This window comes from Streptomyces sp. NPDC027672 (assembly GCF_055566335.1).
The window spans coordinates 216,332-230,564 of the sequence record NZ_JBVHSO010000013.1; the positions used below are offsets into that span (position 1 = coordinate 216,332).

Annotated in this window: 13 protein-coding genes; 7 read left to right on the top strand and 6 right to left on the bottom strand. The window is 74.9% G+C overall.

The features are described 5' to 3' along the window. Nucleotides 1-144 precede the first annotated feature (144 nt). The 3 genes from ACZ4SV_RS28710 to ACZ4SV_RS28720 form a co-directional block, all read right to left on the bottom strand. The gene (locus tag ACZ4SV_RS28710) at nt 145-1,761 is read right to left on the bottom strand and encodes a type 1 periplasmic-binding domain-containing protein (protein WP_468007613.1); all 1,617 of its coding nucleotides are present in this window, start codon (nt 1,759-1,761) and stop codon (nt 145-147) included. Between the two features lie 5 nt (nt 1,762-1,766). Further along, nucleotides 1,767-3,935 (bottom strand): hypothetical protein, encoded by a 2,169-nt coding sequence (locus ACZ4SV_RS28715; protein WP_468007615.1) that lies wholly within the window; start codon nt 3,933-3,935, stop codon nt 1,767-1,769. Between the two features lie 287 nt (nt 3,936-4,222). After that, a complete protein-coding gene (locus tag ACZ4SV_RS28720; RefSeq protein WP_468007617.1) occupies nt 4,223-5,506 on the bottom strand; it encodes an FAD-dependent oxidoreductase in 1,284 nt (427 codons plus the stop codon). Between the two features lie 181 nt (nt 5,507-5,687). Here ACZ4SV_RS28720 and ACZ4SV_RS28725 point away from each other — a divergent pair, with 181 nt between their 5' ends. Further along, nucleotides 5,688-6,179 carry a DUF1360 domain-containing protein gene (locus ACZ4SV_RS28725; RefSeq protein ID WP_397942110.1) on the top strand — a complete coding sequence of 164 codons (492 nt, stop codon included), beginning with the start codon at nt 5,688-5,690 and terminating at the stop codon, nt 6,177-6,179. Between the two features lie 31 nt (nt 6,180-6,210). Here the strand turns inward: ACZ4SV_RS28725 and ACZ4SV_RS28730 are convergent, their stop codons facing one another. Next, nucleotides 6,211-6,948 carry an MgtC/SapB family protein gene (locus ACZ4SV_RS28730; protein ID WP_365884178.1) on the bottom strand — a complete coding sequence of 246 codons (738 nt, stop codon included), beginning with the start codon at nt 6,946-6,948 and terminating at the stop codon, nt 6,211-6,213. 191 nt (nt 6,949-7,139) lie between these two features. Between ACZ4SV_RS28730 and ACZ4SV_RS28735 the strand changes: the two genes are divergently transcribed. The 3 genes from ACZ4SV_RS28735 to ACZ4SV_RS28745 all read left to right on the top strand — a co-directional run bounded on the left by ACZ4SV_RS28735 (nt 7,140) and on the right by ACZ4SV_RS28745 (nt 9,698). Further along, complete coding sequence (locus tag ACZ4SV_RS28735) at nt 7,140-7,574, top strand: DUF2267 domain-containing protein (protein WP_468007619.1); 435 nt, start codon at nt 7,140-7,142, stop codon at nt 7,572-7,574. A 293-nt stretch (nt 7,575-7,867) separates the two neighbouring features. Then, nucleotides 7,868-8,272, top strand: a complete 405-nt coding sequence (locus tag ACZ4SV_RS28740; RefSeq protein ID WP_365884393.1) for an ANTAR domain-containing protein — start codon at nt 7,868-7,870, stop codon at nt 8,270-8,272. A gap of 205 nt (nt 8,273-8,477) precedes the next feature. Next, nucleotides 8,478-9,698, top strand: coding sequence for an AI-2E family transporter (locus ACZ4SV_RS28745; protein WP_468007622.1), 1,221 nt, complete (start codon nt 8,478-8,480; stop codon nt 9,696-9,698). Between the two features lie 57 nt (nt 9,699-9,755). Here ACZ4SV_RS28745 and ACZ4SV_RS28750 read toward each other — a convergent pair whose 3' ends face one another. Beyond that, on the bottom strand, nt 9,756-10,313 hold the full coding sequence (locus tag ACZ4SV_RS28750; protein ID WP_468007624.1) for a TetR/AcrR family transcriptional regulator: 558 nt from the start codon (nt 10,311-10,313) through the stop codon (nt 9,756-9,758). 102 nt (nt 10,314-10,415) lie between these two features. Here ACZ4SV_RS28750 and ACZ4SV_RS28755 point away from each other — a divergent pair, with 102 nt between their 5' ends. Together ACZ4SV_RS28755 and ACZ4SV_RS28760 are read left to right on the top strand one after the other, a co-directional pair. Next, nucleotides 10,416-11,573: an FAD-dependent monooxygenase gene (locus ACZ4SV_RS28755; protein ID WP_468007626.1), complete on the top strand. Its 1,158-nt coding sequence runs from the start codon at nt 10,416-10,418 to the stop codon at nt 11,571-11,573. 137 nt (nt 11,574-11,710) lie between these two features. Further along, nucleotides 11,711-12,817 carry an FUSC family protein gene (locus tag ACZ4SV_RS28760; protein WP_468007677.1) on the top strand — a complete coding sequence of 369 codons (1,107 nt, stop codon included), beginning with the start codon at nt 11,711-11,713 and terminating at the stop codon, nt 12,815-12,817. 46 nt (nt 12,818-12,863) lie between these two features. Here the strand turns inward: ACZ4SV_RS28760 and ACZ4SV_RS28765 are convergent, their stop codons facing one another. Next, nucleotides 12,864-13,691, bottom strand: a complete 828-nt coding sequence (locus ACZ4SV_RS28765; protein WP_468007628.1) for an alpha/beta fold hydrolase — start codon at nt 13,689-13,691, stop codon at nt 12,864-12,866. 57 nt (nt 13,692-13,748) lie between these two features. Here ACZ4SV_RS28765 and ACZ4SV_RS28770 point away from each other — a divergent pair, with 57 nt between their 5' ends. Beyond that, nucleotides 13,749-14,228, top strand: coding sequence for a MarR family winged helix-turn-helix transcriptional regulator (locus ACZ4SV_RS28770; protein ID WP_397942122.1), 480 nt, complete (start codon nt 13,749-13,751; stop codon nt 14,226-14,228). Nucleotides 14,229-14,233 lie beyond the last annotated feature (5 nt).

Here is a 14,233-nt window from a genome sequence, read left to right on the forward strand (position 1 = left end):
GCCCGGCGCCCGGCGCACCCGGGAGGGAGTGCGAACCAGCTCATATGTGACCTGACCCACGCCCGCCGCACGAGGACGCTCCCGTGGCCCGGGACTCCCGGGCCGGGCGGGCGGGCCGTCCGGGGCGCCGGCCCGGGACGGCCGTCACGAGGTGTGGTCGGGGATGACGCAGTTGTGCGGCTGCGGCCGGCCGTCGGCGGGCCAGCCGAGGCCGACGAACTTCAGCTTGCCCCCGCCCTTCCGGCCCGGATCGAGTTCGACCACCGCGACCGGTTTGTCGTACGGGTTGCCGCCGCCGGTCAGGCAGATCAGACCGCTGGTGCCGCGCACCCGGTGCTGGGACTGGAGCTGCGCCCACTCCCTGCCGACGTCCTCCAGGCCGGGCGTGTTCTCGGCGGCGCCGCTCTGCGCCTGGTGCAGTGCCGTGCCGATGGTCACCAGGCCGTCGTACACGAGCATCGTCCGGGAGTCCTCCAGGTCCGGTGGGGCGCCGAAGTCCGTCGCGGGGGTGGTCTCGATGAGCTTCTCCAGGCCGGCCAGGGCCGCCTGGGGCTCGGTGAGGTACTGGGGCAGGTCCCGCTCGGCGGGCTCGCGGCCGTGGGTCCTGGCCCAGTCCTTCTTCCACGCGGCCAGCTCGGTGCTCCAGGCCTCGGGATGGGCGGGGGCGGCGTACTGCACGGTCACCTTGGGCCGGCCGGCCGTGCCGCGCAGCCGCTCCCAGTCCTGCGCGCTCATGTTCTGCCGCAGCGAGGCGGCGTCGGAGCCGCTGATGATCGTGTAGTGCCGGTTGGCGCAGCCCACCTCGGCCAGTTTCAGTGCGAAGAGCCGCAGGTGCAGCGTGCGGCCGGCGAAGTAGACGGTGTCGGCCTGCGAGCCGCAGATGTTGTTGGCTATCGAGGTGAACTGGTTGCCGGTGGAGCCCGCCTCGTCGATCTCCGGGGACGTGAAGGACATCGCGGCGGGGCCGGCCGGGCCCTTCTCCTCGATCCCGTCGAACGCCTTCGCCAGCGACTCGTTGTAGCTGTCCGGGCGCGTGTCGTGGACCAGCACCGTCCTGCTGTTCTCCCGGTTCCAGTCACCGTTGAAGCCGGCCAGGGCCCGGGCCACGTCGTCGTTGGTGGGGATGATCCGGGCCAGGCCGGGGAAGTCCGGCTTGGCCACCGCCGCGAGGCCCTCCTTGTTGGCTATCCCGTTTCCGGTGATCCGGGAGGCGAGCACCGGGACGTGGTGGGCGGTCAGCCGCCGGACGGCCGCCTCGGTGGCACCGAGGCTCAGGTTGAACCCGGTGACGGCGCGCAGCCGGTCCGCGGAGGAGTCGGCCATGCGCAGCAGGGTGTCCACGACCGTCGACTGGTGCCTGTAGTCCCGTCCGGGGTCGGCCAGCACCAGCCGGATCTTCGGCGGTTCGCCCGTGCCCGCGTTGGCCGCGAGCTGTCCCAGGTACGCGCCCTGGAGGTCGCTGCGGATCTGCCGTCGCAGCGCCGGCTTGTCGGAGTGCAGCGGCAGCATCATGGCCACCGTGACATGGGGCTCCTTGTCGATCCGGTCGTTCTCCCGGGCGATGGCCTTGGCCACGGCGCTGATCTCCTCGGTGCCGAAGTCGTAGCCCGAGCCGTTGACGCCGACGCACTCGCCGCCGATCCGCTCGACACCCTCGGCGCAGGTGTCCGGCCGGTGCAGGAAGGACCAGCCGAACACGCCGCCCGCCACGACCACCACCGTGGCCAGCAGCGTGTAGAGGATCTTCTTCCACCTGGGCATCGCGGTTATCTCCTTCGCCCGAGCTGATCGGTGCACGCGCAGCGCAGCAGCGGCTGGTCGTTCTCCGCGAGGCCGCTCCATTCGGTGGCCGTCCTGCCGAGCTGCCCGGCCCCTTCGAACTCCATGATCGAGAGCAGGTCCAGCAGCTTGGCCAGTGTGCGGGCCGTCTCCGGTCCGGTCGGCCTGGTCCGCTCCTCGCACAGCCACACCGCGTGCAGCAGTTGGTCGACGGTGCGGCGCAGCGCCGGTCCGTCCACCGCGACCAGGCCCTGGGCGCGCCGCCGGCGGGTGTCCGCGCCGCCCGGATACGGCGCCTGCGCGATCTCCAGCAGCTCGGCGCACCACTCCTCTGGCCGGCCCGGCAGCGTGGCGGCCAGATGGCGGACGACGTCGTCGACCCCGCCGGAGACCAGGTGGTGGTTCATCCGGTGCGTCATGACCGACCGGAACGCGCCGCCCGGCGCCGCGTCCTCCGCCACGCGTCCGGTGTAGTGGTCGCGCAGCAGGTGGTGGTCGGCGTACCAGGCGGCGCCGTCGGGCTCCAGCCCGTACAGCCGGTGCACCAGTAGCTGGCGCAGACCGAAGTCCCCGATGAAGTGCCGTTCGCAGCCGGGCCATCCGGTGTCGGCGAGGAACTGGGAGACGTGATGGGCCGTCAGCCGGTGGACGCGACGGCGCTGGTGGTGGCGGAGCAGGACGTCCGCGCACTCCGTGTCGTGGGCCACCGACAGATGGGTGAGCAGGTCGAGCCACTGGTCGTGGTGTTCGGCCGGCAGCCGTACCGGCAGTTGGGCCAGGACCAGTTCCTCCAGCAGGACGTCCGCCACGGGCCGCTCGGTGGTGGTGCCGTCGGCCGGGAGCGGCAGCGTGGCGGCGAGGATGTCCCGGTCGTTGGCGTCCTCCGGCATGTGGTAGGTCGCGGCGGCGGCGGCCAGCCGGATCACCGTGTGCGGCCGTCCGCCGCTCAGCCGGGCCACGGCGGCGTCGATACGGCGGCGGTTGGTGCCGCCCAGTTGTCCGGCGCGCCGCTGTCTGCGGACCGTCTCCTCGCGGAGCTGGTCGCCGGTCAGCAGCGGCATCCGCAGCAGGAGCACCCCGTCGGCCAGTGGTGCCCGGCCCTCGCCCGAGGCGGTGCGCCGGGTCCAGGCGGGCGGTGCGCCGTCGGCCGGCCGGAACTCCGCCGGGGACGGCACCTCCCGCGCGGGCAGTCCCTCGTACAGGAAGGCGCCGCCGTCCGCCCGGCGCGCGGTGCCCACGATCACCACGCGGTCGCGCTGGCCGCCGCGGCGGTCGGTGAGCACGGCGCGCAGCAGTTGTTCTCCGAGCGGTGTCTCGGCGTGGTCCAGCAGCATCGCCGGGCGGCCGACCCGGCGCAGCCAGCCCACCGCTCCCCCGTAGGCCGCCTCCAAGTCCTCGCGCAGGGCCCGGAAGAGGAAGCGCTCCGCCACCTCGCGCCCCTCGCCGCCGGCCCGGAAGTCGGCGGCGAGGTCGCGCAGTCCGTGCTCGGGCTGGCCGGCCGCGCCGGGGTACGCGCCGTAGAGCCGGGCCATCTCCGTCCGGCCGCGGGGCGCCAGGCTGGAGATGAGGGCGTCCACCAGTGCGCCGCTGACCGCGGCCGAGTAGGGGCCGAGCGCCTGCGCGGACAGGGTGTTCAGCAGGTTCCGGATGGCGCCGAGGAGCGCGCCGCGCCAGAAGTCGCCTGCCGCGACGCCGCGGAAACGCTGGCGCTGGGGTAACTCCGCGTACCGTTCGACCTCCGCCGCGACTGCGTCGGGCGTGCCCTCCGCCACTCCGGTCGCGATCACCGCGAGGCCCGCGAAGAGCCGCGGGAAGGTGAACGAACCGCCTGTTCCCTGCCAGGTGCACAGCCGCCGGGCGGCCTCGACCAGCACCTCGGTGGCGGCCGAGCGGGCGCCCGGCTCCGGCTCGGCCCGTTCCGCGTGGACCGGTGAGCCGCAGTCCAGGTAGATCACCGGCACCTTGGTGGCGAACCGGTCCCGGGCGGCGCGCAGCAGCCGGCCCTTGCCCATGCCCGGGCCGCCGGTGAGCAGTACGACGGGCAGGTCCGGACCATACAGGGGTTCACGAGTGGCCCCCGACGGCGACCGCCCGAGCATACGGGCGAAGAAACCGTCCTCGCTGAGGAGTCTTTCGAACCCCAGGTCATCACACACGGATCCCTCTGGCTGCTCTCCCCGCCCGGGAGCGGGTGATCGATGTGGCGGAGGAGATCAGTGGAACATAGAGCCTTCTGTTCGGACAACGGTGGTTACGCGAAAGAATGCGGACTGATGCCGTATCAGAATGCTTATGGCCAAAGGCAGTTCCCCGCAGTCCTCGTCCGGGGTCTCACCAGCGCCGGGCCGGACGCCGGCGTTCTGGCAGGGCGGCCAGGCGCTGGGCCGGACGGCCCGGTTCACGGGCTGAGGAAGCCCCGGTCATCGGCTGCGGCGGCTCCCGGTCACGGGCCGGGTGCGGGGGTGGGGGCGGGGCTTTCCGTGTCCGGTGCCGGCGGGCGGACCGCCGCCGCGGGGGGCCGTTCCCGGCGGGCGCCGTAGGCGACGAAGTACGCGGGCAGCCGGCGCAGCCAGGGCGAGCCCGCGACCAGGCCCGCGACGCGCCGGGCCCGCCGCGCGCCGCCCAGCGGCGGCCGGCCGCTGAGCACCGGGGCGACGACACGGGCGTGGGCCGCCCGCTGGAGCGTCTGGGTGACGACCGTGGTGGGATGGCGGCGGCGCTGCACGGCCCGTACGTCACGCAGGCGCACCCTGCCACGGCGCAGGGGTCCGGCCAGGTGGCGCGCGGTCGCCACGGCGTCCTGCACGGCGAGGTTGATGCCGATGCCGAAGACCGGGGACATGGCGTGCGCCGCGTCGCCGATGCACAGCAGACCGGGCCGGTGCCAGCGGCGCAGCCGGTCCAGCCGCACGTCGAGGAGTTTGACGTCGTCCCACGACCGCAGGGTGTGTGTGCGGTCGGCGATCCAGGGGACGGCGGCGGCGTAGCCGGCCAGGAAGCGGTCCAGGCCGGCGGCGCGGCGCTCGGGGTCGGTGCCCTTGGCGATGAGCGCGGCGCACTGCCAGTAGTCACCGCGGTCGATCATCGCGGTCAGCAGGCCGTCGCCGGCGGCGCCGACGAGCCCGGACGGATCGCCCTCCCGCCGGGGCAGCCGGAACCACCAGGCGTCCATCGGGCAGGCGAAGCGGCGCAGCCGCAGCTCCGGCCGGGAGCGGGCGAGCGAGCCCCGGCCGTCGCAGGCGACGGTGAGCACGGCGCGCAGTTCTCCGGTGCGGCCGTCGGCGGTGCGGTAGCGCACTCCGGTGATCCGTCCGGACTCGGTCAGGAAGGAGGTCGCCTCGGTGTTCATCCGCAGGTCGAAGCAGGGTTCGCGGCGGGCCTCCGCGGCGAGCAGGTCCAGCAGGTCCCACTGGGGCACCATCGCCACGTAGTCGTAGGGACCGCGCAGGACCGAGAGGTCGGCGACGGTGACCGGCGCGCGGCCGGCGCCGACCGGCAGTTGGACGGTGCGGACCCGGCGCTGCGGGAGCCGGGCGAAGCGCTCGGCCAGGCCCAGTTCGTCCAGGAGCGCCAGGGTGGACGGGTGGACCGTGTCGCCGCGGAAGTCGCGCAGGAAGTCGGCGTGCTTCTCCAGCACCGTCACCGCAACCCCGGCGCGTGCCAGCAGCAGGCCGAGCACCATGCCCGCGGGTCCGCCGCCCACGACACAGCAGGTGGTCTTCTCCATGACCGTTCCGCCCTTCCCGGGAGCAGTGACGCACCGCACGATGTAATTCATCGGACGATGAATAATTTACTCCGCCCGGCCCGGGCCCACAAGGTCACGTGTCGCGTCCGGCCGGGAGGGCACTCGTCCGGCGCCCGGCACAGGGGAAACGGTGCACACCGGTGGACTTCTGGGAGGTCTCATGACGACGGACGCCGCACGCTACGACGAGCGGGGCGAGACGCCACTGGGCGGGTACGCCGTCCTCGCCTCCGTGTTCGCGGCGAGCGTCGGCACCTTCGCGCTGGTGGCCCGGCGCCGGGGAGTACGGCTGCCGCAGGAGGTGCCGCCCTGGGACGTGGCGCTGCTGGGCGTGGCGACCTACAAGACCTCGCGGCTGCTGACCAGGGACAAGATCACCAGTTTCGTCCGGGCGCCGTTCACCCGGCGCGGGGACGACGGCGAGGCCGCCGAGGTGCTGGACGAACCGCGCGGCACCGGGCTGCGGCGGGCCGTCGGCGACCTGGTGTCCTGCCCGTTCTGCACCGCGGCCTGGACGGCCGGTGCCCTGGTGTGCTCCTACGCGGCGGCGCCCCGGCTCACCCGGCTGGTCTGCGGCGGCCTCGGCGCGGTGACCGTGTCGGACTGGCTCCAGTACGCCTGGACGGCGACGCAGGCGAAGGCCGAGGGCTGACCCGGCGACGGCCCCGGTCCGGCCGCCGGGGCTATTCCTCGTCCGCCGTGGTGGACAGTTCGACGTCCAATACACCCTCGTCCACGAACAGTTCCGAGGCCAGCGCGGAGGGGTCCGCGGTGCCCTCCAGATGCAGCAGCACCCGTGCCGCCTCGTCGGTGCGGCCGGGCAGCCGTTCCACCTTGACCTGCACGATCCGGAAGCCGCGCCCGGTGCAGATCTGCATCAGGCGCGGCAGCAGCGCGGTCCCGGTCCGGTAGGTCAGGCGCGCCTCGAACGTGGTGGCGGCCGTGCCGGAGACCAGCCGGGACGACAGCCGTGGGTACCCCCGGACCACCAGGAAGTGCAGCGCCGTCACCACCAGCGCGAGCACGGGCAGCCCGCCGCCGCAGGCCATGCCGACCGCGCAGGTCAGCCATATGGTGGCGGCCGTGGTCAGACCGCGCACGGCGTCCCGTCGTACGAAGATCAGCCCGCCGCCGATGAAGCCGATGCCGGAGACGATCTGCGCCGCGACCCGGGAGGGGTCGAAGGACACGTGGTCCAGGCCGAGCACCGCGCTGAACCCGTGCTGGGAGACCTCCATCATCAGGGCGCTCGCGATGCCGACCAGGCTGTGGGTGCGCATGCCCGCGCTCTTCTGCTGGGCCGCGCGCTCCCAGCCGATCAGGCTCGACAGCAGCAGCGCGAGCCCGAGTTCGGCCAGCTGCCGTGGTCCCTGCCCGTTGTGGAGGTCCCACAACGGGGCCGTCAGCATCGTGCCTGCCATGCGCACCTCGCACTCGCACGTCGCTCCGCCGGTGTCCCGCTGCCGACACGTACCCCGCCACCGGGGACCGACGCAACCCGGACGGCGGCCCCGGCGCCGGTGATCCGGGGCCGGCCGGGGTACCCGGCGGGCGGCGCCACGTCCGCCGGGCGGGCGCGCCGGGGGCGCATCGCGCGGAAGGGACCGGTCTCATGCGGCACGACGAGATGATCGGGAAAGTGCAGGCGCTGGCCCAGTTGCCCGACCGGGGAACGGCCGAGCGGGCCGCGCACGCGGTCGTCAGCACACTGGCGGAACGGTTGCCGTCCGGGCTCGCCCGGCATGTGGCCGCGCAGCTCCCGCCGGACCTGGCGGCGGCCATGCGGGAGGCGGCCGACGCCTCGGCCGGGCGGGACTCCGGCTCCGCGGGCGAACGGTTCGGGCTGACCGCCTTCGCCGGGCGGGTCGCCGCCCGGGCCGGCACCGACGAGAACAAGGCGCTGCGGGACGCCGCCGCCGTGCTGGAGGTGCTGGACGCCGCTCTCGCGCCGGAGCTGACCGAGCGGATGGCCGGGGCGCTGCCCGCGGACATCCGGGAGCTGCTGCCGGTGGAGCGCGCGGTCCAGGACACCGGGCTGTCCGGCTGACGGCCGGCCGTAAGCCGGGGCCGACGACGGGAGACGGTGACCTGACGGTCGTAGCCGGGAGGCGGGCGATCCGGCGGTCGTGGCCGGGAGACGGGCGATGCGATGGTCATAGCCGGGACAGGGGTGATCCGCCCGGCCGTGCTCGGGAGACGGGGTGCCAGGCGGAGACGGGTGGTCGGGGCGGGAGACGGGCGGGGGTCCGTGGGCGGTCGCGGTCCGGTTCGATTCGTGTGCATGCGCCCGCTGAGGGCAGGCGTAGCGTGGACGCCCCCTCCACCCCGAAAAGGTGCTCGATGGCCTTCTTCGCCCTCTCCCGGAACCAGCCCCTCACCCTGCTCTCGGCCACCGACCTGGCGTCGGAGTACGACCGGTTGCAGGAGGAGAACCGGCAACTGCGCCGCGCCGTGACCTCGCACGCCGTGATCGACCAGGCCATCGGCGCCGTCGTCGTCCTCGGGCAGCTCGCTCCGGAAGAGGCCTGGCGGGCCCTGCGGGACGTCTCCCAGCGCACCAACGTCAAGTTGCGCACGGTCGCCGAGCACGTGCTGGCCTACGTCCAGGGCGGCAGCCTGCCCGAGTCCGAGCGGCGCGAACTCGGCCGGGCGGTCGCCCGCTACCGCCGGTGCGACGAGCGGCCCACGGGGCTCACCGAGGGCCTGCCCGCGCCCGCCGGTGACACGGGCACCACGGAGCCGTAGCGGACCCGGCCGCGCGGCAGCCCTCCCCCGCCGGCCGTCACCCCTTCGGTCCCGGCCGGTGGAGCGACGCCTCCCCCCGCCGTGGCCGCCGCGCTCCCCGCCGCCGCACGGACCGTCGTCTCCCCCGGGCCGCCCCGGGGCCCCACCGCCACCCGGGTGTTCTCCGCGCGCCGCCGGCCCGGGACGCGCTTACCGTGTCGTGCAGGTGACCGGCCGTCAGCCGGGCCGGCGGGGCGAGCGGACGGGAGCGGTGGTGGGCGATGCGCGCCGGCGGACGGCCGGACGGGCCGGGCGGCGCCGGGCCCGGGGCGCGGTGCTGGGCAGCCGGCCCGCGTACTCCGTGCGGCTGCCCGCCCCACCCCGCCCGGAGTCCGCCCCGGCGGCGGACGGCCGGACGGTGCCCTGGCTGTGGGTGGCCGCCTCCTACGCCTGGCGGCTGATCCTCGTCGGTGCGGTCGTCTACGGCGTGTTCAGCCTCCTCGGCAGCTTCCAGCTCGTGGCCGTCGCGCTGTTCCTCGCCCTGGTCGTGACGTCCGTGCTGCGCCCGCCGACCGATCTGCTCAGCCGGTTCCTGCCGAGGCCGCTGGGCGTGGCCGTGGCGCTGATGGGCAGTGTGGTGCTGGTGCTCGGGCTGTTCGCGCTGGTGGGCAGCTCGGTGGCGGGCGAGTCGGGCCGGCTGACGGACGAGTTCCGCGGCGGGGTCGACCGTATCGAGGGCTGGCTGCGCCGGCCGCCGTTCCGGCTCGGTCCCGGCGCGCTGTCCACGCTGCAACGGCAGGTGACCCAGTACGTCACCGCGCACCGGTCGGCGCTGCTCAGCAGCGCGGTGGACGAGCTGGGCCGGGTGGTGGAGCTGATCACGGGCGGGGCGCTGGCGCTGTTCGCCTCGGTGTTCTTCCTGCATTCCGGCGAGCGCCTGTGGGGCTGGGCGCGGGACCGGCTGGTGCCGGGCGGGGCCCGCCCGGCGTGGGACCGGGCGGGGCGGGCGGCCTGGCGGACGTTCTCCGGGTACACCCGCGGCATCATCATCATCGCGGCCACCAACGCGGTGCTCGTGGGCGTGGCCCTGTTCGTGCTGCGGGTGCCGCTCGCGCTGCCGCTGACCCTGCTGGAGTTCTTCGCCGCGTTCGTGCCGCTGGTGGGCTCGCCGGTGGCGCTGGGCGTGGCCACCGTCGTCGCGCTGGCCGGGCGGGGTCCGCTGACGGCGCTGGCCGTGCTGGTGCTGATCGTGGTGATCGGCCAGTTGGAGGGACATGTGCTGCATCCGCTGGTGATGAGCTGGGCGGTGCGGCTGCACCCGCTGGTCGTGGCCGTGTCGGTGATCGCGGGCAGCATCGTCGCCGGGGTGATCGGCGCGGTCGTGGCGGTGCCGCTGGTCTCGGTCGTCTGGGCGGTTCTGACCGCGCTCCGCGCCGTACCCCCATGACCCACGCCCCGGCCCATGGTGGACCGGTCCCGCCGCTCCGGCAGGCGTCGTGGCGGCTCAGCGCAGCGCGGCGGTGACGAGTCCGTGGATCTCCTGCGCCCGGACGCTCCCGCCGTGCACCAGGCGGTCGAAGACGAGACCGTCCACGCAGGTCAGCAGGGTCACCGTGCGGTCCTCGGGGTCCGTCACCCCGTGCGCGGCGAGGAAGTCGCGCACGATCCGCCGGCCCAGGTTCTCGCGCGGCACGAGGATCTCGCGCAGCTCGGGATGGTGCGCGCTCTCGACGGCGCAGGCGTAGCGGGCGAGCGACCGGCGCCGGCCGTCCCCGGTGAGCCGTGCCTCGACGAGCGCGGCGATGCCCGCCGTCAGGTCACCCACCGTGCGCGGCACGGGTGTGCGGGCGCCGGTCTCCTCCAGCTCCGCCTGGTCGAGCGCGACCAGCCGGCGGACCAGGGCGGTGAGCAGGGCCTGCCGGGTGCGGAAGTAGGCGGACGTGGTGCCGGGCGGCAGGCCGGCCGTCCGGTCCACGGCACGGTGCGTCAGCCCGCGCATGCCGGTGTCGGCGAGCACGGTGATCGCCGTGTCGGCGAGCAGGGTTCGTCGGTCTGAGGCCACCTCCCCTTTCTACACCGGTTTCCGAACCCGCTTCTACATCTGTAGAAGGCCGCGTTAAGGTGCTTCTACAGGTGTAGAAGTTTCAGGTACGGAGGGGTCGGCATGGGCGGTACGGCGGTGGTGGTCGGCGGCGGCATCGGCGGACTGGCGGCGGCCCTCGGGCTGCGGCGCGTCGGCTGGGACGTCCGGGTGGTGGAGCGGGCCGCGGTCCTCGCCGACGCCGGCGCGGGCATCTCCCTGCACGCCAACGGGCTGCGCGCGCTGGACGCGGTGGGCGCCGGCGCGGCGGTCCGGGCGGCGGCCCGGCCGCAGTACACCGGCGGCACCCGCACGCCCACCGGCCGGTGGCTGGCCCGCATGGACGGCACCGTGCTGGAACGCGAGCTCGGCGCGCCCATCGTCGGCATCCCGCGCGCCGCCCTGCACCGGCTGCTGCGCGCGGCGCTGCCCGCCGAGTGCCTGCTCACCGGCGTCACCGCGCGGACGCTCGACCTGTCGGCTCCCGGCCGGGTGCGGGTGCCCGCCGGGAACGACTTCCTGGACGCGGACCTGGTTGTCGCGGCGGACGGGGTGCACAGCAGGCTGCGCGGACTGCTCTTCCCGGACCATCCCGGCCCGGTCTACGCCGGCTCCACGGTGCTGCGCGCCGTCACCGAGGGCCCGGTGGACCTCGCGACCGACTTCGAGCTGACCTGGGGCCGGGGCGCGGAGTTCGGGCACATCGCCTTCGCCGACGGCCGCGCCGAGTGGCACGCGGTGCTCACCGCGCCGGCCGGGGTGCGCCACACCGACCCGCTCGGCATGCTGCGCGACCGCTTCCGCGACTGGCACCAGCCGGTCCCGGCGCTGCTGGCCGCGACCCGGCCCGAGGCCGTGCTGCACCACGACCTAGACGAACTCGTCACCCCGCTGCCGTCCTTCACGGCGGGACGGGTGGCGCTGCTGGGCGACGCGGCGCACGCCATGAGCCCGCATCTCGGCCAGGGCGCCTGCCAGGCCCTGGAGGACGCGGCGACGCTGGCCGCCGCGCTCGCCGCGGAGCCCTCGGTCGGCGCGGCGCTGGCCCGGTACGACGCCGAGCGCCGCCCCCGGGCCCAGTCGGTCGCCCGCGCCGCCCGGCAGGCGGGCCGGCTGGGCCAGCGGCTGTCCCACCCCCTGGCCGTCGCCCTGCGCGACACCGGCCTGCGGCTCGCCCCGTCCCGGACGTCGATCCGCGCCATCCTGCGGCACGCCGACTGGACACCGCCGAGCCTGGGCTGAGCCGGGCGGCGGGACGCGGCACGACACACCCGGGAGCACCCGGAACACCCACGGGCACGGGCATGACCGGTGCCCAAGGTGGCACCCGGGGAGGTGTGCGTGGACTACGAGTGACCTGGCAGGCCGTACGGCGTGATCTGTCCGCCGCGGTGGACGCGGCGCGGCGGGCCCTGGCCGGACCCGGCCGGGAACGGGACCTGGCCGTCCAGGCCGGGAAGGCGGCGCTGGCCGCGTGGCTGGCCTGGGCGGTGGCGGGCTGGTGGCTGAAGGCGCCGGTGGCGTTCGTCGCGCCGTGGGTGGCGGTGGTGCTGGTCGAGTCGACCGTGTACCGGTCGATCACCCGCGGCCTCCAGCAGCTCGGGGCGATCGCGGCCGGCACGGTCGCCGCCACCGCCGTCGGGCTGCTGCTGCACAGCACGGTGGGCGCGATGGCGGTGGTGCTGCCCCTCGCGATGCTGCTGGGCCAGTGGCGGCGCCTGGGCAGCCAGGGCATCTACGCGGCCACCGGCGCCCTGTTCGTGCTGACCAACGGCTCGGTCAGCGTCGCCACCTCGACGGCCCGGCTCACCGAGGCCCTGTTCGGCGCGGTGGTCGGGATCACGGTCAACGCGCTGGTCCGGCCGCCGCTGTATCTGCGCGACACCCAGGCGGTGCTGCGGGACGCGACCGAGGAGGCGCACGACATCCTCCGGGACGTGGCGGACGGGCTGGCCGCGGGACGCTGGGACCCGGAGGAGGCCGACGGCTGGCACCAGCGGGCGCTGCGGCTGCACCGGCAGGTGGAGCAGGCCCGGTCGACGGCCGAGTGGAGCCGGGAGAGCCTGCGGGTCAATCTGCGCCGCCGCCGCGGCGGTGTGCCGGCGTCGCCGGGCAAGGGGTACGACGACGCGGTGGTGGTGCTGGACTACGCGGCCGTGCACACCGCGGAGGTGACCCGCACGGTGCTGGAGGCCGCCGCCGGGGACCGCCCGGCGGCCCGGCCGCGTCCCGGGGCCGCCCGGCGGTACGCGGAGTTCCTGTGCCGGACCGCCCGCGCGCTGCGGCTCTACAGCCACAGCCGGTTCGGCGACGCGTGCGAGGAGGAGCTGCGCGAGTCCGTGGCCGGCCTGCGCGGCACGCTCGCTGACCTGCGCCGGGACCTGGCCCGCTCCGCGACGGACGATCCCGACGAGGTCGCCACCTACGGCGCGCTGCTCGCCCAGGCCCAGCGGCTGGCCGGCCAGTTGCTCGCCTCGGGCACCTGACCGCGGTCCCGGTACGCCCGCCCGGGGAGGGCCGAGCGGGCCCCGGTCACGGCAACCGCTCCAGGAAGGCGGCCAGTTCGGCGTTGAAGCCGGCCGGGTTCTCCATGTTCGGGTAGTGGGCGGCGCCCGGGACGGTGACGGTACGACCGCCCGGGACGAGGTCCGTGAGACGGGCGGCCAGGGCCTGGTGGTCCGGGGATTCCAGGGCGCCGTTGATCGCGATCAAGGGCACCTTGATGTCCGGCACACGCTCCCAGGTGCGGGTGACGGGAACGCGGTGGTCGGGTTCGCCGGGCGTGTGCTTGCCGAGTGTGTCCAGGCCCATCCGCCGTATCCGGCGCAGCAGCTCGGGATCGGTGTCGGCCGGCTCGCGGTAGGGGCCGACCGCCCACAGCGCGAACGCGTCGGCCCAGCCCTCCAGGTCGCCGGCGGCCAGGCACCCGTTCTGCGCGGCGAGGGTCTCCAGCACCCAGGGATGCGCGAAGGCGGCCTCGCTGGTGCCGGACCCGCTGACGACGACGGCACGCACCAGCCCGGGGTACTCCAGTGCGCAGTCCACCGCAATGCCTCCGCCCATCGACAGTCCGACCAGGACGGCGGGGGCGGCGTCGAGCCCCCGGAGCAGCGCGGCGAGATCGTCGACCTGCCGGAACGGGCCGGTCGCGTTGTCGGAGGCGCCGTGCCCGCGGGTGTCCCAGGCGATGACCCGGTGGCTCGGCGCGAAGGCCCGGATCTGCTCCTGCCACATGCGGTGGTCGACGAAACCGCCGTGCAGGAGGACGAGAGGGGTGCCGGAGCCGGCCTCGCGGTAGGCGAGACGGCCGTCGGCGGTCGGCAGGAAGTGGACGGGCAGAGATGTCAGCTCCACAGTCATGACAACCAAGGTGTCATTCTTCTCGCGGGTTGGCAACCAAGGTGTCATCCTGGTCGTATGAACGACGACCGCATCCCCTCTTCCGCCGCGCAGGACCGGTTGGCGGAACGCCTCACGGAAGTGTTCGACCTGGTCGGCCCGCTCTACCGGCGGGTGCACCGCAAGGTGGAGGAGGCGGCACCGGTCGAAGGCCTGTCGGTCGGCGTCCGCGCGGTACTCGATCTGCTGCGCGCCCGGGGGCCCATGACGGTGCCGCAGATGGGCCGGGCCCAGGCGCTCAGCCGGCAGTTCGTGCAGCGCATGGTGAACGACGCGGCACGCCAGGAACTGGTGGAGAGCGTGCCGAACCCCGCGCACCGCCGTTCGCCGCTGATCCGGCTGACCGGGCCGGGCCGGGCGGCGATCGGTGCCGTCCGGGCCCGCGAGCACGCACTGCTGCGCCGGGTGGACGGCGAGCTGACCACGGCGGACGTGGACGCCTGCCTGCGGGTGCTCGGCGCGATGCACGCCCTGTTCGACGACGTGGACGTGGACTGAGCCCG